Source organism: Streptomyces akebiae (genome assembly GCF_019599145.1).
Classification (GTDB): Bacteria; Actinomycetota; Actinomycetes; order Streptomycetales; family Streptomycetaceae; genus Streptomyces; species Streptomyces akebiae.
On record NZ_CP080647.1, the window covers coordinates 7,329,193 to 7,349,211 of the forward strand.

The 20,019-nt window shown below is 72.6% G+C and carries 14 protein-coding genes; 8 read left to right on the plus strand and 6 right to left on the minus strand.

Annotated elements, in window-relative coordinates; translation table 11 throughout:
- Positions 1-208: 208 nt before the first annotated feature.
- Positions 209-2,290, plus strand: a complete 2,082-nt coding sequence (locus K1J60_RS31740) for an MDR family MFS transporter (protein ID WP_263013091.1) — start codon at positions 209-211, stop codon at positions 2,288-2,290.
- On the opposite strand, the gene K1J60_RS31745 is transcribed toward K1J60_RS31740, so the two are convergent.
- Entirely contained in the window at positions 2,256-2,831 is a 576-nt protein-coding gene (locus K1J60_RS31745) for a GNAT family N-acetyltransferase (RefSeq protein ID WP_259408015.1), read from the minus strand. The two genes, K1J60_RS31740 and K1J60_RS31745, sit on opposite strands and share 35 nt — an antisense overlap.
- Positions 2,832-3,053: 222 nt before the next feature.
- Here K1J60_RS31745 and K1J60_RS31750 point away from each other — a divergent pair, with 222 nt between their 5' ends.
- Together K1J60_RS31750 and K1J60_RS31755 are read left to right on the plus strand one after the other, a co-directional pair.
- Complete coding sequence (locus K1J60_RS31750) at positions 3,054-3,782, plus strand: hypothetical protein (RefSeq protein ID WP_220649199.1); 729 nt, start codon at positions 3,054-3,056, stop codon at positions 3,780-3,782.
- 5 nt (positions 3,783-3,787) lie between these two features.
- Positions 3,788-4,375 carry a hypothetical protein gene (locus K1J60_RS31755; RefSeq protein ID WP_220649200.1) on the plus strand — a complete coding sequence of 196 codons (588 nt, stop codon included), beginning with the start codon at positions 3,788-3,790 and terminating at the stop codon, positions 4,373-4,375.
- A gap of 110 nt (positions 4,376-4,485) precedes the next feature.
- On the opposite strand, the gene K1J60_RS31760 is transcribed toward K1J60_RS31755, so the two are convergent.
- Both K1J60_RS31760 and K1J60_RS31765 read right to left on the minus strand, forming a co-directional pair.
- Positions 4,486-7,146, minus strand: a complete 2,661-nt coding sequence (locus K1J60_RS31760) for an NACHT domain-containing protein (protein WP_220649201.1) — start codon at positions 7,144-7,146, stop codon at positions 4,486-4,488.
- Positions 7,147-7,242: 96 nt separating this feature from the next.
- The gene (locus tag K1J60_RS31765) at positions 7,243-7,662 is read right to left on the minus strand and encodes a DnaJ family domain-containing protein (protein WP_220649202.1); all 420 of its coding nucleotides are present in this window, start codon (positions 7,660-7,662) and stop codon (positions 7,243-7,245) included.
- A 118-nt stretch (positions 7,663-7,780) separates the two neighbouring features.
- Here K1J60_RS31765 and K1J60_RS31770 point away from each other — a divergent pair, with 118 nt between their 5' ends.
- Positions 7,781-8,176, plus strand: coding sequence for an FHA domain-containing protein (locus K1J60_RS31770; protein WP_033527320.1), 396 nt, complete (start codon positions 7,781-7,783; stop codon positions 8,174-8,176).
- A gap of 44 nt (positions 8,177-8,220) precedes the next feature.
- Here the strand turns inward: K1J60_RS31770 and K1J60_RS31775 are convergent, their stop codons facing one another.
- Positions 8,221-8,892, minus strand: coding sequence for an O-methyltransferase (locus tag K1J60_RS31775; protein ID WP_220649203.1), 672 nt, complete (start codon positions 8,890-8,892; stop codon positions 8,221-8,223).
- Positions 8,893-9,003: 111 nt separating this feature from the next.
- Complete coding sequence (locus K1J60_RS31780; RefSeq protein WP_220649204.1) at positions 9,004-10,341, minus strand: DUF2330 domain-containing protein; 1,338 nt, start codon at positions 10,339-10,341, stop codon at positions 9,004-9,006.
- Between the two features lie 273 nt (positions 10,342-10,614).
- On the opposite strand from K1J60_RS31780, the gene K1J60_RS31785 reads away from it, so the two are divergent.
- Both K1J60_RS31785 and K1J60_RS31790 read left to right on the plus strand, forming a co-directional pair.
- On the plus strand, positions 10,615-12,645 hold the full coding sequence (locus K1J60_RS31785; RefSeq protein ID WP_220649205.1) for a bifunctional glycosyltransferase 87/phosphatase PAP2 family protein: 2,031 nt from the start codon (positions 10,615-10,617) through the stop codon (positions 12,643-12,645).
- Positions 12,642-13,130, plus strand: a complete 489-nt coding sequence (locus K1J60_RS31790) for a hypothetical protein (protein WP_220649206.1) — start codon at positions 12,642-12,644, stop codon at positions 13,128-13,130. Before K1J60_RS31785 ends, K1J60_RS31790 begins: the two co-directional genes overlap by 4 nt.
- A gap of 86 nt (positions 13,131-13,216) precedes the next feature.
- On the opposite strand, the gene K1J60_RS31795 is transcribed toward K1J60_RS31790, so the two are convergent.
- Complete coding sequence (locus tag K1J60_RS31795) at positions 13,217-14,452, minus strand: cytochrome P450 (RefSeq protein ID WP_220649207.1); 1,236 nt, start codon at positions 14,450-14,452, stop codon at positions 13,217-13,219.
- A gap of 235 nt (positions 14,453-14,687) precedes the next feature.
- On the opposite strand from K1J60_RS31795, the gene K1J60_RS31800 reads away from it, so the two are divergent.
- Positions 14,688-15,857 carry a steroid 3-ketoacyl-CoA thiolase gene (locus K1J60_RS31800; RefSeq protein ID WP_220649208.1) on the plus strand — a complete coding sequence of 390 codons (1,170 nt, stop codon included), beginning with the start codon at positions 14,688-14,690 and terminating at the stop codon, positions 15,855-15,857.
- A 293-nt stretch (positions 15,858-16,150) separates the two neighbouring features.
- Positions 16,151-19,951 (plus strand): nSTAND1 domain-containing NTPase, encoded by a 3,801-nt coding sequence (locus K1J60_RS31805; RefSeq protein WP_220649209.1) that lies wholly within the window; start codon positions 16,151-16,153, stop codon positions 19,949-19,951.
- Positions 19,952-20,019: the final 68 nt, after the last annotated feature.

The following is a 20,019-nucleotide window of genomic DNA, read 5'->3' on the forward strand; positions in this document are numbered from 1 at the left end:
CCGCATGACCGACGACACCAGTCGCGAGCCCGCGCAGGGGCCCGCGCACCAGCCCGCGCAGGGGCCCACGCAAGGGCCGTCCCGTGGGCCCGGCCCCGCAGGTACCCCCGTCGGCGTCCCCGCCGACGGGGGTACCGCCGGACGCACACCCCCGCCCGGCCCCCGTGGTCACGGCGTCCCCACCTCCGAGCGGGTGCCCGGTGGGGTGATGGTCTCCATCGGGGCCCTGCTGCTGGGGATGCTGCTGGCCGCGTTGGACCAGACGATCGTGTCGACGGCCCTGCCGACGATCGTGAGTGAACTCGGCGGGCTGGAGCATCTGTCGTGGGTGGTCACGGCGTACATGCTGGCGGCGACGGCGGCCACCCCGCTGTGGGGGAAGCTGGGGGACCAGTACGGCCGGAAGCGGCTGTTCCAGACGGCGATCGTGATTTTTCTCATCGGGTCGGCGTTGTGCGGAGCGGCCCAGAACATGCCCCAGTTGATCGGGTTCCGCGCGCTGCAGGGCCTCGGCGGCGGCGGACTCATGGTGCTGTCGATGGCGATCGTCGGGGACCTCGTCCCGCCGCGTGAACGCGGGCGCTACCAGGGGCTGTTCGGTGCGGTCTTCGGTGCGACGAGTGTGCTCGGGCCGCTGCTGGGCGGGCTGTTCACCGAACATCTCAGCTGGCGTTGGGTGTTCTACGTCAACCTGCCCGTCGGAGCGGTCGCGTTGGTCGTCATCGCCGCCGTGCTGCGCATCCCGCGGCGGTCCGAGCGGCATGTCATCGACTACCTCGGGACCTTCCTGATCGCCTCCGTGGCCACCTGTCTGGTCCTGGTCGCCTCCCTCGGCGGCACCACCTGGGACTGGAATTCGCCGCAGATCATCGGTCTCTCCGTGCTGGCCGTGCTGCTGGTCGCCGCCTTCGTCGCCGCCGAGCGGCGGGCCGCCGAACCCGTCCTCCCGCTCAAGCTGTTCCGCGTCCGCACCTTCACCCTGTCCGCCGTGATCAGCTTCGTCGTCGGGTTCGCGATGTTCGGCGCGATGACCTACCTGCCGACGTTCCTGCAGGTCGTGCATGGCGTGTCGCCGACCATGTCCGGCGTGCACATGCTGCCGATGGTGTTCGGGCTGCTGCTGTCCTCGACGGTCTCCGGGCAGATCGTCAGCCGTACGGGTCGCTGGAAGGTGTTCCCGCTCGCCGGCACGGCCGTCACCACGCTGGGACTGCTGCTCCTGCACCAGTTGGACGCGAACAGCGGCGACGGTGAGATGAGCGCGTACCTCTTCGTCTTCGGGGCCGGGCTCGGCCTCGTCATGCAGGTCCTCGTCCTCATCGTGCAGAACGCCGTCTCCTACGAGGACCTCGGCGTCGCCACCTCCGGCGCGACCTTCTTCCGGTCCATCGGCGCCTCGTTCGGCGTAGCCGTCTTCGGTACGGTCTTCGCCGGGCACCTCGGCGAGAAGCTCACCGACGCGCTCGACGGGGCCGCGCTGCCCTCCGGCGTCACGGTGGAGGGGCTGAAGGCCGACCCGCGTGAGATCGCCGAACTCCCCGCCGCGCTGCGCCCGCCCGTCCTCGACGCGTACGCCGCCTCCATCACCGACGTCTTCGTCTACGCCGCCCCGGTCGCCCTCCTCGGCTTCGTCCTCGCCTGGTTCCTGCGCGAGGACCGGCTGCGGGCGTCCGTGACGGCGCCGGACGCCACCGAGACGCTGGCCAGCAACCCGGTCGAGCGGTCGTCGTACGACGAGGTGTGCCGGGCGCTGTCGGTGCTCGGTTCCCGGGAGGGCCGCCGGGAGATCTACCGGAAGATCACCGCGCGGGCCGGTTACGACCTGCTGCCCGCCACGAGCTGGCTGCTGCTGCGGATCCGGCGGTACGGCTGGGCCGAACCCGCCGTGCTCGCGGAGCGCAGCACCGTCCCGCTCGACGTGGTCATGGCCGCGACCCGGCAGGTCGAGGAGCGCCGGCTGGCCCGTCGCGACGGCATCGACCTCGTCCTCACCGACACCGGCCGCCAGGCCGCCGACCGGCTCGCCAAGGCCCGCGAGGACTCCCTCGCCGAACTCCTCGGTGACTGGTGGGGCCGCGACCGGCCCACCGACCTCGTCCGCCTCGTCGAGGAACTCAACGCCGAGCTGTGCGGCTCCGACGACGAACGTCCGCACGCCGAAGGGGCGATCACCCGCCGACAGACCGTCAGGCCGACGTCCTCCGGTTCCGGTACGCCGCCCACACCGCCCACCCCACCCACGCCGCCCACGCCTCCTACGACTCCCACCTCTCCGTCAGTCTCTTCGTGAACCAGTGGTCCGCGTACTCGTGGTCGTTGTGCGGGGCGCTCTCCGCGTAGCCGAGACGTGCGTAGAGTGCCCGGGCCTCCACCAGGTCTCCCCGGGTGTCCAGCACCATCTGCTCGGCGCCCCGTGCGCGGGCCGCGTCCTCGGCCGCGGCGACGAGCAGCGCGGCGCCGCCCCTGCCCCGGGCCTCGGTCCGCAGGAAGACCCGCTTCAGCTCGGCCGTCGTGGCGTCCGCCAACCGCACCCCCGCCGTGCCGACCGGCTCGCCCCCGTACCGTGCCACCAGCAGCACCCCGCCCGGCGGCGCGAGGTACTCCCCGGTGTCCGCCGCGATCTCCCGCTCCAGCTCGTCCGGGTCCGTGGCATGCCCTTCGTGCAGCAGATACCAGCGGTCGCTGACCTCCGTGTAGTACGCCCGCCAGAGGGCCGCGGCGACGGGGGAGTCGTAGGGCTCGGCGGCCACGGACCAGCGGGCCGGAGCCGGCCGGGTGGGTGTCGTCGGTGGGGTGGGCGGCGAAGTCGGCGTGGGCGTCGAACGGGTCATGGCGGTCATTGTCGGGAGCGGGGGCGGGCCGCTCGCAAACGATTTACGCCGCTGCCCCGTGCGTCACGCCGTCCGTCCCGCGCCTCACGCCGTCCGTCCCGTCCGCCACGCCGTCCGTCCCGCGGGCACGCGCTTGCCGTTTGAACGACCGGGTTCGGGCAACCCGGTGCGAAACGGCCCTACGGGGCGAGACGCCCGGGCCGAGGACTCTGGAAGGCATTCATGTCCACAGGATTGATCATCGCTTTGATCGTGATCGTGGCGGTCGTGGTCGTCGTGGCCGCCGTCCTGACCCTGCGCGCACGTAGGAGCGCGGGTGGCGGCGGTTCGCTGAAGCGGCGTTTCGGACCCGAGTACGACCGGGCCGTGGCCCGCCACGACGGTGACGAGCGGGCCGCCGCCCGGGAGCTCGCGGAGCGGGTGAAGCGGCACGGCTCGCTGGAGAAGCGGCCGCTGCCGAGCGCCGAGCGCGAACGGTACGAGTCGCGCTGGGCCGCCGCCCAGGAGCGTTTCGTCGACTCGCCCCGTGAGGCGGTCGCCGAGGCGGACCGGCTGCTCTCCGAGGTGGCCGCGGCCCGCGGCTTCCCGGAAGAGGGCCGCTACGAGACCCAGTTGGAGGCGCTCTCCGTCCACCACGCCCACCATGTGCAGGGCTACCGCCGGGTGCACCTCGCGGCGCACACCACCGGTGACGCCAACGGCGTCGGCCCCGGCACCGGCACCGGCACCGAGGACATGCGCGAGGCCATGATCGAGGCCCGCGCCCTGTTCGAGGACCTGGTGACACCGGACCGCCGGGACGCGCGGGCGGACCGTGACGCCTCGGCCGGACACCCGGGCCACCGCGACGGCTCGGTGCGACGCGACGGGCGCGACGGTGCGGCTGCCGACGGCCGCCACCGGTCCCATCTGCCATGGGCGCCGGCCAGGCGCCACGTGAAAGGGAGTTGAGGGGGATGACTGACGACGTGACGAGGGGCGAGGGCATCCGCGAAAGCGGTCCGCGTGATACGCGGGAGGCGGACCCGAGGAGCGAGGGCACACGGGCGAGCGGTACCCCCGCGGGCACCCGCGCGGCCGACGCGACCGGCTCCGCGGCGGGCGGCACCGGCGCTCCGCTGGTGGCCGGCCACGACACCACCGAGGGCCGCACCGGCGGTCGTACCGAGCACCGGACGATGGGCGTCCGCGACGAGCCCGGCCGGGGTCGGGGCGAGGACGCCGCCAAGGCTTCCGGCGAGGGCGGCTCCCGGTCCGCCGGATCTTCTCTGCTGTCCCACGACGAGAGCGACAAGCTGACGCTGCGGATGCAGCACGCGGTCGGCGGGTTCGTCGACGGGCCCCGGTCCGCCGTCGAGGAGGCCGATCACGTCCTGGAAGAGGTCACGGCCCGCTTCACCGACGCGATGACCCAGCGGCGCCGCACCCTCCGCAACTCCTGGGAGACCACGGCCGACGACCGCGCCACCGCGACCGACACCGAACAGCTCCGCCTCGCCCTGCGCGACTACCGCGAGCTGACCGAACGGCTGCTGCGCCTCTGACGGCGACAGCGGCACACGACGAGACCGCGCCCCGGGTCGTGCCCCGGGGCGCGGTCTCCTGTGCGGGGACGGGGGACGGGGGACGGGGTGGTCGGCCTCGGGCAGTCCCGTCAGACGATGGTCGTGATCTCGAAGCGGGGGTCGGGGCGACCCCCTTCGACCGTGCGCTGTCTGGGATCCATGCCCACGGTCCGCAGCGTCGGGTGGGCGGCCAGCGCCGACAGGTCCACGGCGGTGAAGCTGCGGTCGAGCAGCAGGGTGTGCAGGTGGGGGAAGGCGGCGAGCCACTCCCAGGTGGGGGTCCGGTCGGCGCGGAGCCACAGGCAGGTGAGGCTCTCCGGGGCGAGGGCGTTCACCAGGTCGTCCGGGGTGAGGTCGTCCCCGATCCGCAGCCGGGGCCGGCCGCCGAGGCGGCTGATCGCGGAGAGCTCGGCCTCGGTGACGATCTCGAAGTAGATGTCGTCACCGGGGAGCCGCGCGATGACCTCGCTCGCGTACTGCTCGGTGTCGAAGCGGTGCCAGGCCTGGGCGACATGGCTGCGTACGACCGGGTCTGGGTGGTCCGTGTAGCGGGCGAGGACGGGGATCGCCGCGTCGCCGCCGATCAGCGTCGCCGTCCGTACGGTGTGGACGGCGGTGTCGGCCTCCTGGTTCTCCGGGCCGGGGAGCAGTTCGAGGACCACGGGACCCACTTGGGCCAGGTCCTGTGCCTCGGTGTTGTTCCTGGGCGGGATCAGCCGGGCGGCGCGCTCCTCCACCCGGGCGCGGATCGAGGGTTCGAGTTCCGTCGCGTGCTCCAGCGACACCATGGCGAGCAGATGCAGCAGCGTGCGCCGGCGGGGGACGGCCACGTCGCCGCGGGTGATGAGCTCGCTCAGCAGGACCGCGCGCTCCTTGGGCCGCGCGTGCGCGATGGCCATCCGGATGACGTCCTCCCACTGGCTGTCCGTGGCGCGCAGCACCAGCAGCGACAGATCCCCCTCCTCCACGGCCGCCTTGGCGCCCAGGTAGTCCTGGAAGGTGCGGTGGACGAAGTCGATCGTGCCGGGCACGGGTTCGCGCAACACCCCGCTGCGCAGCAGCAGATGCCGGAAGACCTGTGGGGCCGTGCCCTGGCTGGCGGCGGCGGACACCGAGGGCAGGGTGTGCGCGATGATCCGCTCCGCCTGGTCGCTGTCGATCTCCGACTTGCCGTTCAGCAGGAACTTGTAGGCGAGCTTCTGCAGCAGTTGGGTCTTCGGTTCCTCGGTGAGGTCGATGCTGTCGGTGAGTCCCATGTTCCTTTCGATGTCACGGCGGGAGAGCAGCATCGACAGGGCGGCGTCGTACAGGTCCTTGCGGGCCCGGGGCAGGAAACCCCGGCGGTCCCGGTGCAGGGCGCAGATCAGGCCGCACATCAGGGGGTTGGTGGCCAGCCGGGAGAGATCGCCCTTGGTGCGCACGGCCGCCATCAGTGACTGCTCGTAGCTGTCCAGCAGCTCCCAGTCGGAGGTGTCGCTGGCGCGGGCCGCCGAGTGCCAGCGCCGGATGAAGTGGTTGACGTCGGCCTTGCTCATGGGCGCCAGGGAGCCCTCGGTGAACCCCTGGCCGTCCAGCCAGTGTTCCCGTACCGCGGAGGGGCGGGAGGTGATCAGCCACAGGTTGCCGGGGTAGGCGGCGATCAGGTCACGCAGCCACTCCTTGGCCTTCTCCCGGACGGTGGACGGCACTTCGTCCATGCCGTCGACCAGGAGCAGGCCGCGCCCGTCCCGCAGGACCCGGTCGGCCCAGCCGTGGGGCTGGGCGTCGGCGAGGGGATTGCGGGCGGCGGTCAGGAAGCGTCCGGGCGTGGGCAGGTCGTGCCAGGAGTGCGTCAGTGTCCGCAGCGCCAGCACGAACGGGACCCGGCCGGCGAGGGAGGCCAGATGGCCGTCGAGCGTGGTCCCCCGGGCGGCGGTGACCGCCAGCCACTGCACGAGCGTGGTCTTCCCGGACCCCGCGACTCCCCGCAGCAGGACCCGGTCACGTCCGTCCAGTACGTGATCGGCGCGGATCGGCAGCTGGCGGGTGCCGTCGCCGACGCCCAGCTCCAGGCTGAGATACGCCGTGTCCAACGGCCACTGGGCCGGGGAGTTGGTGAAGTCGATGCCGTAGATCGTGAGCGTGCCGTACTTCTCGATGACGTACGCCGCGTACCGCGCCTCGAAGGCGGCGTCCTCGCCGATCCGTGAGGGGGTGCGTTCCAGCAGGAGGTCGATCCGGGTGACGGCCTCGGCGAGCAGGCTGCTCTGGCTGACCAGGGTGCGGGCGACGAACGTCGAGCGCTGGGTGAAGAAGTGCAGGATGTGCAGGCAGGCGACGTCCACCAGGGTGTCGTGCAGTCGGGCGGCGTCGTCGGACAGGTCGAAGGTCACCCGGGGGTCCGCGTCACGCAGTCGTCTGGCCAGTGCCCGGTGGCCGAGCTGCACCGCCTGGACGTCGTCCATCTCCAGATCGCCGAGCGCGCTCAGCGTCCGGGCCAGCGCCGTGGCGACGGCCTCCTCCTCGTCGACGGCCACCGGCCGTTCGACCGGGCCGGCCGAACCGACGGCACGCGCGACCAGCTCCGCCGCGACCTTCTGGAGTTCCTTCTCGCCGAGGGTCCGCTTCTCACCGCGGAACGACACCAGGCCCGAGACCCGCACCGGCCGGGAGACGAGACCGGCGCCGGCGCCCTGCTGTACGAAGAGTTTCTTGACCAGGGGAGCGACCACGCTCGACGCCAGGCGAGCACCGACGGCAGCAGCGTCCACACGTACTCCTTCCCCCGATGCCCCACAGCATAGGGACGCCGGGGGCTTCGGGGGAGCGGCTCGGCCGCACCGGTGCCGGGTGGCCGGGCGGCGGGTTCAGCCCTCCTGGCTCTGCCGTCCCTCCCGGCGCTCTCGCCACTCGCGCACGACCTCTTCCACGTCGTACGGCTTCAGGCCGAGCGGTGGTCCCGGTGGGGGCTTGAGCATCATGTCGCGGATCTTGGCGTTGATCTCGGTGAGGATCTTGCGGACGACGCGTTCGGAAGGGGCCTCGGCGGCCGTCGCGAGCGCGTCCTCGGCCTCCTTGCGCAGGGCCAGCGTCGGGGGCAGGACGGACATGCCCTCGCGGGCCATCTTCCGCTTGATCCACCACAGCTCGTCGTACGTGGTGTCGTCGCCCTCCAGGGGCCGGCCGACGCCCGGGAGGGACTTGAAGTCGCCACGCGCCTCGGCGTCGCGGATCTGTTTGTCGACGAAGGACTCGAAGCTGACACCGGGGGGCTTTCGCTCGGTCATGCGTCCATTGTGCCGGAGCCCGCACAACAGGACGATCCGGCGAATTATCATGCGGCGGCGGCGCGCCAAACGCGCCGTGCGCAGCGACAATCGGAGTTTGACCCGTTAGGAGCGGTACGTGCTCGAACTCACCATGGCCTCGGTCTCCGAGGCGGACGCCGGGGCGACGGCCGGCATGCAGATGGCCGACGCGCCCAGCGAGCCGGGCGGCGTGCTCCGGGTGGGCCGCGATCGGGCGGTGTGCCGGCTCGCGACACCGGACGACTGGCTCTTCGTCTCCCGGGTGCATCTGGAGTTCCTGTGCGCCCCCGACGGGAGCTGGCAGGTCACCTGGCTGCGCGGCTCGCACGCCGACCCGTCCTCCGAGGTGCGGCTGACCCTGCTCGGCCACCAGCCCTCGCCGCTCCCGTACGGCGGTACCGCGAAGCTCCCGCACGGCGGTTCCGGCGAACTCGTCATCTACGACCGCACGGGCCCCCGCAGCGTCAACGTGGGCTTCTACCACGAGGCCTGACGGCTCCCAGGGCCTCCGCACCCCCGGCGCCGTCAGGCCGCGGTTCAGTCGAGCACCCGGGCCAGCGCGAAGCCGTCGTACCCCTTGCTGCCCACGGTCTGGAGTGCCGTGCCGCTCAACCTCGGGTGCGTGGCGATGAGTTCGATGGCGGCCCGGGTCCCGCGGACGTCCGGTTCGGTGCTGTCGGCGTCGGCGACCCGGCCGCCGCGTACGACGTTGTCGACGACGATGACGCTGCCGGCCCGGGTGAGCTTGAGGGCCCACTCCACGTAGTGCGGGTTGTTGGCCTTGTCCGCGTCGATGAAGACCAGGTCGAACGGTTCGGGGTTCTCGTCGGTCAGCTTGGGCAGCGACTCCAGGGCGGGGCCGACCCGTACCTCGACGAGTCCGTCGAGGCCGGCGCGCGCGATGTTGCGGCACGCGACCTCCGCGTGCCGGGCGCTGTACTCCAGGGAGATCAGGCGGCCGTCGGCGGGCAGCGCGCGGGCCAGCCAGATGGTGCTGTAGCCGCCCAGGGTGCCGATCTCCAGGATGCGCCGGGCGCCCTGGATCAGGGCGAGGAGGTGGAGGAACTTGCCCTGGTTGGCGGCGACGTCGATGGCCGGGAGTCCGGCCGCCTCGTTGTCGCGCAGTGCCGCCGCCAGGGCCTCGTCGTTCGGGGCGAGGTGGGTGGTGAAGTAGGCGTCGACGTCGTCCCAGGTCCGTGACTCGCTCATGAAGCTGTGCCTCCGCGCCTTCCGTCGGGTAATTACTTAGAACAGCTAAGTAGGTGCGCTAATGAATATAGGCGCGGGGCGGGCTCTCTGTCAGCGGTTACCGGACGTGTTTCAGCCGTTCGGTGCGGACTTGGGGCCGGCCGGGGCCTCGGGTGCCGGCGGCTGGGCCCCCGGCGGCATCGGAGCCCCGGGCGGCACCGGCGCTCCCGGCGGCATGTGCGCCCCCGGCGGGTAGGCGCCCGGTGTCCCCGGCGGGTAGGCCCCCGGCGGCATGAAGACCGCGCCCGGCGGGGGTACGGGCGGCAGTTGCCGCTTGGCGTTGCGTCTGAGCACGATCGCGACGGCCACCGCCTTGATCGCCAGCACGGCCGTGCCGATGCCGAAGGACAGCAGCCAGCCGGGGATGCCCCATACGGTCCACATCTCGTCCACGTGGATGACCTCTCGATAGGTGTCGTCGGCCGCGGCCCGCCGCAGCGTGTGGTCGCCGGAGATCCGCTCCGGCCGCGGGAAGTCCTGCTCGACGGCGGTGAGGAAGTCCGTGCCGCCCTCGGTCAGGTCGCCGAGCGCACCGGCCGGCGCGCCGAGACGGCCGGCGAACGTCACCTCCGGCTCGGCGCCGCCGATCGCCGAGCTCGGCTCCATCCGGTGCTCGGCGAGCACGTACAGGCCGAGCGCCTGCGGCGTGGCGGCCAGGCGCGAAAGCCGCATCGGGTAGACCGGCTCGTCGCTGGCGAAGGTGAGGTGGAGCGGGTCGAGGGTGCCGGAGAGAGGGGCGGCGTCGGCCGGGTCCTCCGGCGCCAGGCGGATCGCCACGTACTCCCACTTCAGCCGGACGTACGGCTCCAGCGCCGTGTCCAGGCGGTCCGGGAGCCGGAAGTCGTTCTCGTCCAGCCAGTCGCCGAGCGCGCCGGAGTCGGTGGCGGTCAGCCGGGCCACGTCGAACGGGCCGAGCCGCTCACGGCCGACGACGTCCACCGAGGACCGCGGGTCGCCGGGCGCGGCGTCCCCCGCCATGCCGTCGCCCTGGAACATGTCGAACGGCCAGTCGTCCGAGCGCGGCCAGAAGTACTCGCGCCTCTCGTACGCGGGCGCGGTCTCCTCGTCGAGCTGGTCGAAGAGGGCCGCGTCGCCCAGCTCCACCGTCGCCCGGTTCGGCACCGGCATGATCCACGCGGCCGTCCGGGCGTCGCCGGAGACCGTCAGACTCATCACGATCTGTTCCTCGCGGCCGTCCCAGCGCACCACGGACCGCTCGCGGCTCACCCGCACGCTCCGCTCGTCGTCCGGCACCATCGCACCGCAGCCGCAGGCGTACGCCGGTGCCACGAGCGACGCCAACTGAAGCCCCAGCAGCGCCAGCACGACCACCACAAGCCGTCCGCGTACGTCGCGCCCCCCGTGCGCCCTCTGTGCCGGACGCGCGCGCCCCCGTACGAAACCCTTCATCCCCCGTGCCCTTTCGCCACCCGCTGACGTGCCGTACCGCTCGGGAGCCATGGTTCCAGGTGTTTGTCAGTGGCCTGTCACCAGCGTGCCCGTGACGCGCATCCGTCGCTCCGCGTCGTGCCCTTGAGCGGGCGGGCGGCCTTCCGCCCACTATCGTCATCCGGACAAAACAGGGGCGACTCTCAGGTGAAGTCGGGGTTGCCCGCGTCTCACCGTCGGGACGGTGCGAGCCTTCTCGGTGGGACGGTCGACGGGGCGGGAGGACGACAGCGCGTGGCGACGGAGCAGAGCAGACCGGGCGGTGCCGCGGGTACGGGGGCGACGGCGGCGCGGCTGGGGGCCCTGCGGGCCGTGCTGTGGCTGGTCGCCGGCATCCTGGCGGTGCGTCAGCTCGCGGTCGCGCTCCGCTCGTCCAAGGGTGAGCGGCTGACGGACCTGGAGACCTGGGTCGGGCCCAGCGGCGTCCTCCATGTGAACGGCTCGCTCTACGACTCGACGCGGTTCACCGGCACCCCCTTCGGCGGCCTCGTCCTCAAGCCCCTCACCCGTACGGCCGAACAGGCCCTCGGCTGGGGCTGGACCTTCGGCACCCTCCTGCTGGTCGTCGCCCTCGGCCTGGTCGCCGCCCGCGCCCTGCCCCAGCCCGTCACCCGCCGCACCGCCCTGCTCGCGGCGCCCGTCGCGGTCACCCTGCTGATGCTGTCGCTGCCGGTGCGCAACACCCTCTACCTGGGCCAGACCAGCATCATCCCCGTCCTGCTCGTCCTGGCGGGCTGCTTCGCGGTCCGGGGGGAGCGCACCAGCGGGGCCTTCATAGGGCTGGCCGCGGCCTTCCAGCCGACCGTGCTGCTGTTCGTGCCGCTGTTGTGGTTCACCGGCCGCAGACGGGCCGCCGCGAGCACCGGGATCACGTTCGCCGGGGCCACCGCGCTGGCCTGGGCGGCGATGCCGCACGACTCGTTCACCTACTGGGTGCACCACCTCGCGGGCGTCGGCCTCGGCGGCCGGGCGGACGACCTCGCCAACCAGTCCCTGCACGGCGCGCTGCTCCGGCTCGGCCTGGAAGGCCCGCTGGAGATCGTCGTCTTCTTCGCGCTGGCCGTCGCCGTCGCCGTGGCCGGTATGCGGCGGGCCATCCACTACGCCCGCGACGGACAGTTGCTGCTCGCCGTCGCGATCACCGGCTGTGTCGTGGTCGCCGTCTCCCCGACGTCCTGGAAGCACCAGCTGCTGTGGGTGCTGCTCGCGGTCGTCGGCCGGGTCGGCACGAAGGCGTCCTCGCGGTACGTGTGGCCGGTCGCGGTCGTCCTGGTGATGACCCTGCCGGCGAAGATGATGGTCCCGAACGTGGACGTCCTGCACCCGGTCCGTGACAACGTAGTCCTGCTGGCCGCGCTCGCCGCCGCCCTCGTCGTGCCGTTCCTGTCCCGCACCTCGGAGTACTACCGGGCGCCCATCCCCACGGAGTACGCACCGAGGGCGGAGACCCGCTTCAGCTGGGCCCCGATGCTGCGCCGGGTGGCCACCCGGCCGAACCTGCTCCTCGAACTGCTGCTGATCCGCGTCACGTACGCGGCCTACCAGCGCACCCGCCTGGAGGCGACCGCCAGCCGGGCCACCGCCGAGGAGCACGCCCGGCAGATCCTCTCCGTCGAGAAGGCCCTGTTCCTCGACGTCGAGCACTGGTTCAACCACGCCGTGGTCCGGATCGACTGGCTGCGGGACTTCTTCGACTTCTACTACACGTCGTTCCACTTCGTCGTCCCGCTGAGCGTCCTCGGCGTCCTCTACTGGCGCCGCCCCGCCGACTACCGCTGGGCCCGCACGGCCATCGGCTTCACCACGGTCCTCGCGCTCGTCGGTTTCTTCTTCTACCCGCTGGCGCCGCCGCGGCTGATGCCCGGCCTCGGCATCATCGACACCATCCACGGCGTCCAGGACTTCTCCCGGCCGGACTACGGCAAGCTGACCGAACTCACCAACCAGTACGCGGCGATGCCGTCCCTGCACTTCGGCTGGTCCCTGTGGTGCGGGCTCACGATCGCGATCGTCGCCCCCAGGGTGTGGATGAAGGTCCTGGGTCTGCTGCACCCCTTCTTCACGGTCCTGGCGATCGTCGCGACCGGCAACCACTGGATCCTCGACGCCGTCGGCGGCGCGGCCGTCGTGGGCGCCGGCTTCGGCCTCACCTACCTCCTGACCGGGCCCCGCACGGACACGGCCCACGAGGACGACGGGGGACCGCGCGACGGAGCCCGGCCGGACGGCGGGCTCACCCCGGCCGGGCGGCGCAGGAGCGGGTGACGGCGGTGGACTCCCTGCGCGAGGCCCTCTGCTGGAGGGGGCCGCTCTCGGTGAACGTGTTCGTCCTGGGGGCCGGCGGGACGCCCCTGCCGAAGGAAGCCTTCCACCTCGCCGGGCTCGTGCCCGACGCCGTGTCGGCGTTCCCGCTGATGGAGCCGCCGCCGGCGGTGGCGCGGCTCGGCCTCGTCTCGTACGACCTCGATTTCGAGGACGACTCGCTCGATCTCCACACCTACACGCGGGCGGTCCTCCGCCGGGTCTGCGAGGGCGCGCGGGCCGTCGCCTGGACCGCCTTCGAGGGCTCCTTCCACTACGACGAACTGCTCACCGAGCAGGTGGCCCACCAGGTCTACGGCTACTGCGTGAGCGGCGGCGAGCCGGTCACCGCAGGGGACACCACGGCCCTGCGCGGCGCTCGGTGGCGCTCCCGCGTCGCGGAGGCCCGCGTCGCCCTGGAGACACTGCTGTCCGCTCCCCTGGACTGACCGGGGCCCACCGGGCCGGGACGGGGACGGGCCGACGGCGCCGGGAGGCCGTCGGCCCGAGTGCGGGGTGGTGGGGGCGGACGCCCTCAGCCGGTGGTGACCTGGAGGTGCTTCACCCCGTTGATCCAGGCCGAGCGCAGCCGGTCGGGTTCACCGGCGAGTCTGAGGTTCGGCATCGCGTCGGCGATCGCGTTGAAGATCAGGTCGATCTCCAGGACCGCGAGGGACTTGCCGAGGCAGAAGTGCGGGCCTCCGCCGCCGAAACCGAGGTGGGGGTTGGGGTCGCGGGTGATGTCGAAGGTGTCGGGGTGGTCGAAGACGTCCGGGTCGTGGTTGGCGGAGGCGTAGAAGATGCCGACGCGATCACCCTTCTTGATGAGCCTGCCGCCGAGTTCCACGTCCTGGGTGGCGGTGCGCTGGAAGGAGTTGACCGGGGCGGCCCAGCGGACGATCTCCTCGGCCGCCGTCGCGGGGCGCTCGCGCTTGTACAGCTCCCACTGGTCGAGGTGGGTGAGGAAGGCGTGCATGCCGTGGGTGATGGCGTTGCGGGTCGTCTCGTTGCCCGCGACCGCCAGCATCAGCACGAAGAAGCCGAACTCGTCGGAGGTGAGGTTCCCTTCGTCCTCGGCGGCCACCAGGGTGGTGACGATGTCCTTCGCCGGGCACTGCTTGCGGTCGGCGGCCATGTTCATGGCGTAGGCGATGAGTTCCATCGCCGACTGCTGGCCGACCTCCTCGGTGATGGCGTACTCCGGGTCGTCGTAGGAGATCATCCGGTTCGACCACTCGAAGATCCGGATGCGGTCCTCCTGCGGGATGCCGATCAGCTCGGCGATGGCCTGGAGGGGGAGTTCGCAGGCGACCTCGGTGACGAAGTCGAAGGGGCCGGGACGGGCGGCGGCCTCGCGGGCGATGGTGAGGGCCCGGTGGCGCAGGTTGTCCTCCAGCGCGCGGATCGCCCTCGGGGTGAACACCCGCTGCACGATCTGGCGGACCCGGGTGTGCTCGGGCGGATCCATGTTCAGCAGGATCAGCCGCTGGGCGTCGATGGCGTCGCGCTCGATGTGCTCGTTGAAGCGGATGATCGCGGTGTTGACCGTCGAGGAGAACAACTCCGGGTGCGTGGAGACGTACTTGACGTCCGCGTGCCGGGTGACGGCCCAGTAGCCCTCGTCCGCGAAGCCCGCGATGCCGGGTGCCTGCGGGACCCAGTGGACCGGTTCCGTGCGGCGCAGTTCGGCGAACTCCGGGAGGGGGACACGGTGGTGCAGCAGGTCGGGGTCGGTGAAGTCGAACCCGTCGGGCAGCGCTGGACAGGGCATCGGCAACTCCTGACGGAGCATCAGATAGAGGGAATTGCGGTGACGGTAGTAACGGGTTCTAGAAGTAGCAAGGGGTGCGGGCTCCTCAATCGGCTGCCAATTGCCGCACGCCCCTTGCGGTGCCGGAGTGCCCCTCCGCAGACTGCTCAAGAGAACTAGAACGCGTACTAGTTCTGCGTGGCGGGCCGGGCCGGGACGCCCCGCGCCGCGCGGGTAACCGTCGAGAGGATTCCCCATGGCCGCGGAACCCGTGATCGTCGAAGCCGTACGCACCCCCATCGGCAGGCGCGGCGGCGCGCTCGCCAACCTGCACCCCGCCTATCTCCTGGGCGAGACCTACCGTGAGCTCCTCGGTCGCACCGGCATCCCCGCCGACTGCGTCGAGCAGATCGTCGGCGGCACGGTGACCCATGCCGGCGAACAGTCCATGAACCCCGCGCGCACGGCCTGGCTGACCATGGGCCTGCCGTACGAGACCGCCGCGACCACCGTCGACTGCCAGTGCGGCTCCTCGCAGCAGGCGTCGCACATGGTGGCCAACATGGTGGCGGCCGGCGTCATCGACGTCGGGATCAGCTGCGGGGTCGAGGCGATGTCCCGGGTGCCGCTCGGGTCGGGGTCCAAGCACGGGCCGGGCAAACCGTTCCCGGAGGAGTGGAACGTCGACCTGCCCAACCAGTTCGAGGCGGCGGAACGGATCGCGCGGCACCGGGGGCTCATCCGGGAGGACGTGGACGCTCTCGGGCTGCTCTCCCAGGAGCGAGCCGCCGCGGCGTGGGCCGAGGAAAGGTTCAAGAAGGAGACGTTCGCCGTCCAGGTGCCGACGACCGAGGCGGAGCAGGGCGCCGGGCAGGGCATGTGGCGGCTCGTCGACCACGACGAGGGGCTGCGCGACACCTCGATGGAGGCGTTGGCCCGGCTGAAGCCCATCATGCCGACGGCCGTCCACACGGCGGGCAACTCCTCCCAGATCAGCGACGGCGCGGCGGCGATCATGTGGGCGTCCAAGCGGATGGCGCGGGCGCTGAAACTACGGCCGAGGGCACGGATCGTCGCGCAGGCGCTGGTCGGCTCCGACCCCCACTTCCACCTCGACGGGCCGATCGACGCCACCCAGGCCGTGCTGGGGAAGGCGGGGATGACGCTGAGGGACATCGACCTGGTCGAGATCAACGAGGCCTTCGCGTCGGTGGTGCTGAGCTGGGCCCAGGTCTTCGACCAGGACCTGGCGAAGGTGAACGTCAACGGCGGCGCCATCGCCCTCGGGCACCCGGTGGGCGCGACCGGAGCGCGGCTCATCACGACCGCGCTGCACGAACTGGAGCGTACGGACAAGGAGTTCGCGCTGGTGACGATGTGCGCGGGCGGCGGGCTGGCGACCGGGACGATCATCCAGCGGCTCTGACGGGCGGGGAGGAGAAAGGGCCCTGCTGGTCGTCCCGCGGCCAGCAGGGCCTTCCCCCGTGGCGGCAAGTCCCCCGTGCCGCCGTCCTCCCCCGTGGCGGTCGGTCGTGCCGCCCGTTCCCCCGTCGTGCGCGGCCCCCGTACCGCCCACACCACTGATTTCACCGGGTCGGGCATTGTTAGGCAGGGGGGTCGAGGCTGCCAAACAATGGCCGGACGCCATCTCTCCGCCGGGTGGCCGGATGCGTACGTTGGTGGCGGACGGTATGGGTGTGGTGGAAGGGGAACAGCGCGGTGGCGGGTCGTCGTGAGGTGCCGGTCGATCCGGGGGCCGGGCCGGTACAACGGTTCGCGTTCGAGTTGCGCAAACTGCGGACCGAGGCGGGCGGCCTCACCTACCGGGCGATGGCCGAACGGGCGGGCTACTCGATCACCACCCTCTCCCAGGCCGCGGGCGGCGAGCAGCTGCCCACCCTGCCGGTGGCCCTGGCCTTCGTACGGGCCTGCGGGGGCGACCCGGCGGAGTGGGAGGTCCGGTGGCACCAGGCGGTCGAGGAGGCCGCCGCGTTCGACCCGGACGCCGACGAGACGGCCGCGGAGCCGCCGTACCGGGGGCTCGCCCGGTTCGAGACCGGTGACAGCGGCCTCTTCTTCGGCCGGGACCGCCTCACCGCCGACCTCGTGGACCTGATGCGCCGCCGACGGTTCGCGGCGGTCTTCGGTCCCTCCGGCATCGGCAAGTCCTCCCTCCTGCGGGCCGGTCTGATCCCCGTCCTGAGGGAGTCCGAGGAGCCGGGCCTGCGCCCGTCCGCGATCCGGATCCTGACCCCCGGCGATCAACTGGCCCGCACCCACGAGCTGCTGCGGGAGGTGAGCGGCGGTGGGGGCACCGGTGGCGGCACCGGCGGCGGTGACACGCTCGTCGTCGTCGACCAGTTCGAGGAGGTCTTCACCCTCTGCCACGACCCCGCCGAACGCGCCCGGTTCATCGACCTGTTGCTCACCGCACGCGAACCGGGGAGCGGGCTGCAGGTGCTGCTGGCGGTGCGCGCGGACTTCTACGGCCGGTGCGCCGAGCACCGCGCGCTGGCCGAGGCGCTCGGCGACGCCAACCTGCTGGCCGGGCCGATGAGTCCGGCCGAGCTGCGCGAGGTCGTCGTCAAGCCGGCCGCGGCCGCCGGACTGACCGTGGAGCGGTCACTGACCACCCGGCTGGTCGAGGAGATCACCGACGCGCCCGGCGGGCTGCCGCTGCTGTCGCACGTCCTGCTGGAGACCTGGCGGCGCCGCCGGGGCAAGACACTGACCCTCGCCGGGTACGACGCGGCCGGCGGTCTGGACGGGGCGATCGCCAAGACCGCCGAGGACGTCCACAGCCGGTTCACCGAGAGCGAGGCGGCCACCGCCCGCCGGGTGCTGCTACGGCTCATCTCGCCCGGGGACGGCACGCCCGACACCCGCCGGCCCGCCGAACGGGCCGAGTTGGAGACCACGGGCGCCGGACGGGAGGAGGTCGCCCGGGTGCTGGAGGCGCTCACCCGGGCCCGTCTCCTCACCCTCGACGGCCCGACCGTGGACCTCGCCCACGAGGCGCTCATCACCGCCTGGCCCCGGCTGCGCGGCTGGATCGAGGAGGACCGGGACCGGCTGCGCGCCCACCGGCAACTGACCGAGGCCGCCCGATCCTGGGAGGAGCTGGGCCGCGACGCGGGCGCGCTGTACCGGGGGAGCCGCCTCGCCAGGGCGCGGGAGTACTTCGCGGGTCCGGGCCACACCGACGACCTGACCGACCAGGAGGCCGACTTCCTCGCGGCCGGAATCGGCGCGCTGGAGCAGGAGGAGCGCGCCAAGGCCCGCACCACCCGCCGGCTGCGCGTCCTCGTCAGCTCGCTGGCCTGCCTCCTCGCCCTCGCCCTGACCGCCACCGCCGTCGCCTACTGGCAACGCCAGAGCGCCCTGGACGCCCAACGCGAAGGTCTCTCGCGCCAGTTGGCCGCGCAGTCCGCCGCCCTGCTGGACAGCGACACCGACCTCGCGTCGCTGCTGGCCATCAAGGCGTACCGCACCAGCCCCACCAGAGAGGCCACCCGGAGTCTGTACGCCGCCGCGGCCGTCCCCCTCGAACGCCGGCTGACCGGACACAGCGCGACCGTGTCCGCGCTGGTCTACAGCCCCGACGGGAAGACCCTCGCCAGCGGCGGCTTCGACGGCACGGTACGGCTGTGGGACACGGGGACCGGACGCACCCGGAAGGTGCTCGCCGGCCGCGCGGACGCGGACGACCCCGACCTCGTCCGCACCGTGGCCTTCGGCCCGGACGGCAGGACGCTGGCCACGAGCCACGGTGACGACGCGCGGCTGTGGGACCTGGACACCGGACGCGTGCGGGCCACGGTCGCCCTCCGGGAACCCGAGGAGGACAACATGGCGGCCGTCGGCTTCGACCACGCCGGCCGCGCGCTCGCCGTGGCCGAGGGCGGGCAGGTGCTGGACGTGGCCGACGGCCGGGTGGCCACCACCCTGAAGGGCCCCACCGGGCTGGAGATGGCGGTGGCGTTCGGCCCCGACGGACGCACCCTCGCCACCAGCACCCGCGACCGCACCGCACAACTGTGGGACCTGGACACCGGGAAGGTGCTCCACACCCTCAAGAGCAGTACCGGCGTGGTCAGTTCCCTGGCCTTCGACTCGGCCGGGAAGACCCTGGCCACGGGCACCGAGGACGGCACCGTCCACCTGTGGGACGTGGCCGACGGCAAGCAGCGGACCACCCTCACCAGCGCCAGCAGCAGGGTCGAGTCCATGGCGTTCGCTCCGGACGGCAGGACCCTGGCCGCCGGCAGCTACGACGGCACGGTACGCCTCTGGGACCTCGCCACCGGCCGTGCCGACACCACCCTCACCGGCCACACCAGCCCCGTCATGTCGGTGGCGTTCGATCCCGGCGGGCGCGAACTGGCCACGGGCAACGAGGCCGACACCTTCGGCGGCGGTGACGTCGGGATCCGGCTGTGGAAGGTGGGCGCGAACCGTCCCCGGGCCACGCTGGACGTCCCCGGCGGCGACCTGCAGTCGGTGTCCTTCAGCCCCGACGGCGACACCCTGGCCACCAGCAGCGTCCGGATGTCCGACGACCCCTGGGACATGACCGGCACGGTGCGGCTCTGGGACACGGCCACCCGCCGCACCCGCGCCGTGCTCGACGAGGGGCCGACCCATGTGGGGGAGGTCAGCTTCAGCCCCGACGGCAGGACGCTCGCCCTCACCGCCGACTCCCGGGCCCAGTTGTGGGACGTCCGCACCCGCCGGCAGCGGCTCACTCTCCCCGGGCGGTTCGTCAACGGGATGGTGTTCAGCCCGGACGGCCGCACCCTGGTGACGGTGGGCGAGGGCCTGGTCCTGTGGGACCCCCGGACCGGGCGCCCCCGCGCCGAACTCCCCAAGGCCGAGGAGGGCGCGCCGCTCGCGTTCAGCCCCACGGGCGAGGTCTTCGCCACCACCGGGGGGCAGGAGGGGGAGATCCGGCTGCGCGATCCCGCCACCGGACGTGTCCGCCGCACGCTCACGGAACCGGCCGGCAGCGCCACGCCCGCCGGGGCGCGGGACGACCCGGCCATGATGTTCCGGCAGGTGGAGTCGATGGCCTTCAGCCCGGACGGCCGCACCCTCGCCTCCGCCGGCTTCGACGGCACCGTACGGCTGTGGGACACCGGCACCGGAGACCTCGACGCCACGCTCGGCGTCAGCCTCACACAGGGCCCGGTCGCGCTGGCGTTCAGCCCCGACGGCCGGACGCTCGCCACGGCCGGGGACGGCACGGTACGGCTGTGGGACACCACCACCAGGTACGCCCGGGCGACCTTCCCCGGCGGCGCGGCGAGGCTGGCGTTCAGCCCCGACGGCCGCACCCTCGCGGTCGGCGACCACGGCGACCGGCTCCGTCTGTGGGACGTCGACCTGCCCCTGCCCGCCGAGGCGGTCGACGACATCTGCCGAGCCGTCCACCGCGACCTCTCCCGGCAGGAGAAGGCGCTCTACCTGCCGGACGGGGAATCGGGGGGTGCTTGCGGGGCGGCCACGTCGAGCGGTGGATGAGGCCGTCGTCTCACGGTGGCCCCGCGACGCGCCGTCCGACACGAAGACGGCGGCCCCGGGGATCGGGG